Here is a 1939-nt window from a genome sequence, read left to right as displayed (position 1 = left end):
GCAAACACCGGGGCCATCTGGCCAAAGTATTCCGGGGATGCGCCGTAGCGGTATTGCCCGTCCACATAATCGGCGATACCGGCATTAGGATATACCGAAGCGGGCAGCGTAAGACTTCCCTGCAGCGATTTCAAAGCCCGCTTGATTCCGTTTGGTCCGGTACGGCAGTTGAAGCCGATAATGTCTGCCCCGTCCTGCTCCAGAATCTGAAAAGCCTCAGGCAGAGTTAATCCGTCAAGCGTGCGCGCTGTTTCATCCACGGCCAGCTGGCAGATCACCGGAAGCCCGCTGAGCTTACGGACCGCTCTGAGCGCCAGATGCAGCTCCTCTACATCATAGAAGGTTTCCAGCATGATACCGTCCGGCTGCTCTTCAAGCAGCGCTGAAAACTGCTGGGTATAAAACCGCTTCAGCTCCGAGCTGGACAGGTTCGCACGCTTACCGGCACGGATCGAGCCTACCGCACCGACAACATAACCGAATTCACCGGCGGCATGACGGGCTATCCGTATCCCGGCACGGTTGATCTCTTCCACCTTGGCTTCAAGGCCAAACTTGGACAGCTTATCATAATTGGCCGAGTACGTATTGCTCTCCAGCAGCACCGCCCCCGCTTCAATATAGCTGCGGTGCACATCTTCAATGACCTCTGGAGAGGTCAGATTTAATTCTTCATAGGAGATGCCGACAGGGAAGCCTTTCTGATATAAAAAAGTTCCCATCGCTCCGTCTCCGACCAACACGTTATTCTTCCATGCAGAGCGCAAATCCGGCTTCACCGCAAGAACCTCCCCTATACTGTCATTAGTTTCATACTAATGTAACATAAATCAGGATGGATGATAAGCATTCATAGCGCAAAAGCAGTCCCTCGACGTGCCTGTCTCTGCATGGCAGTCCAGGAAATGATTCATACTAGTCTTAATCACCAGGAAAGGACTGTTTTGGTTGAAAAAAAGAACCCGTAAGCTCCTGCTCCGCAAGTACACTGCGATCCTTTTACTAATAGTACTTTCCCTGCTGTATCTTTACCTGAACGACTGGCTGTTCGGATATGGGCTAAATAACATCGGCTATATTCTCAACTATCTGCTCTATACGGCCTCGGAAAAGCTGGCTGCCTCCGTTATGCTGTTATGTCTTATCATTCCAGATGCCATTTATTGGATACGCAGCTCTCAGCCCGGCCGGGGCGCCGAAAAGTAGCTGCGCACTGCAGTTACAATAATCAGAATAACCGGAATAACAATCATAAACAGCGGATAGACAGCGTACAGGAGTCTTCCGCCCTCATTCAAATGTTCAGTGAAACTGCGGGCATCAAGCATAGAAGTAAACAGGATAATCAGCGTAACAGGATATACCATCCTCCGGTAAGGAAGATTGAACAATTCGGAAATACCGATTAGTGCAGCCGCGAAGAAGACAGACACTTTAAAAAACACGCCAATGATCAGCACCATTACTACAAAAATGTCAACCCGCTGGATAAAATCCGAGATCGAGATCTTGCTGATGGTCGGCATCAGCGGCAGCGGGGAACGCTCCACGATATCTGCCCCAAGCACCGATATATTAATGGCCATGGTAGCGCTGAGGAGTAGAGCGGATATCAGCATACCTGCCGCAATAACCCACGGTCCTTTTTGACACCAGACAGATAGGGCATCAGCATCGTAAAGCAAATCATTTCACCGAACGGAAACATATAATTCTGATGTACAACGGAATCCATCACCGGCCCGATCCCGTTCTCCAGAACAGGAAGCAGCCGCAGAAGTTTTATTGAACCGGACAGAATCAGCAAGACCAGGCTGAATACACCGATCAGCAGGACGATTACGGCGAACATCAGCGACGTCCTCGTGAGTACCTCCAGACCCTTGTGCAGCACATAAGCACCGGATAAGATCATTAGCATACTTAGGATAAAGAGAGG

General features: G+C 50.1%; 4 protein-coding genes. 1 reads left to right on the top strand and 3 read right to left on the bottom strand.

The genetic code is table 11. From position 1 onward, the window contains the following. A partial coding sequence (locus tag AQR02_RS08765; protein ID WP_187388771.1) for a homocysteine S-methyltransferase family protein occupies window positions 1-779 on the bottom strand: 779 nt, incomplete at its 3' end. Between the two features lie 169 nt (window positions 780-948). On the opposite strand from AQR02_RS08765, the gene AQR02_RS08760 reads away from it, so the two are divergent. After that, window positions 949-1206 (top strand): hypothetical protein, encoded by a 258-nt coding sequence (locus AQR02_RS08760; protein ID WP_054940237.1) that lies wholly within the window; start codon window positions 949-951, stop codon window positions 1204-1206. Here the strand turns inward: AQR02_RS08760 and AQR02_RS35105 are convergent. After that, window positions 1179-1586, bottom strand: a complete 408-nt coding sequence (locus tag AQR02_RS35105; protein WP_054940236.1) for a GerAB/ArcD/ProY family transporter — start codon at window positions 1584-1586, stop codon at window positions 1179-1181. The two genes, AQR02_RS08760 and AQR02_RS35105, sit on opposite strands and share 28 nt — an antisense overlap. A 26-nt stretch (window positions 1587-1612) precedes the next feature. Further along, on the bottom strand, window positions 1613-1939 hold a 327-nt coding region (locus AQR02_RS35100; RefSeq protein ID WP_159067713.1), incomplete at its 5' end, for a GerAB/ArcD/ProY family transporter.

This window comes from Paenibacillus ihuae, assembly GCF_001368795.1.
Classification (GTDB): Bacteria; Bacillota; Bacilli; order Paenibacillales; family Paenibacillaceae; genus Paenibacillus_AQ; species Paenibacillus_AQ ihuae.
This window is presented reverse-complemented; position numbering and strand designations above follow the sequence as displayed.

Bases quoted from the DNA above. Each gene is read 5' to 3' on its own strand.
- AQR02_RS35105 (WP_054940236.1), bottom strand. From the start codon at position 1,586: ATGGCCATTAATATATCGGTGCTTGGGGCAGATATCGTGGAGCGTTCC.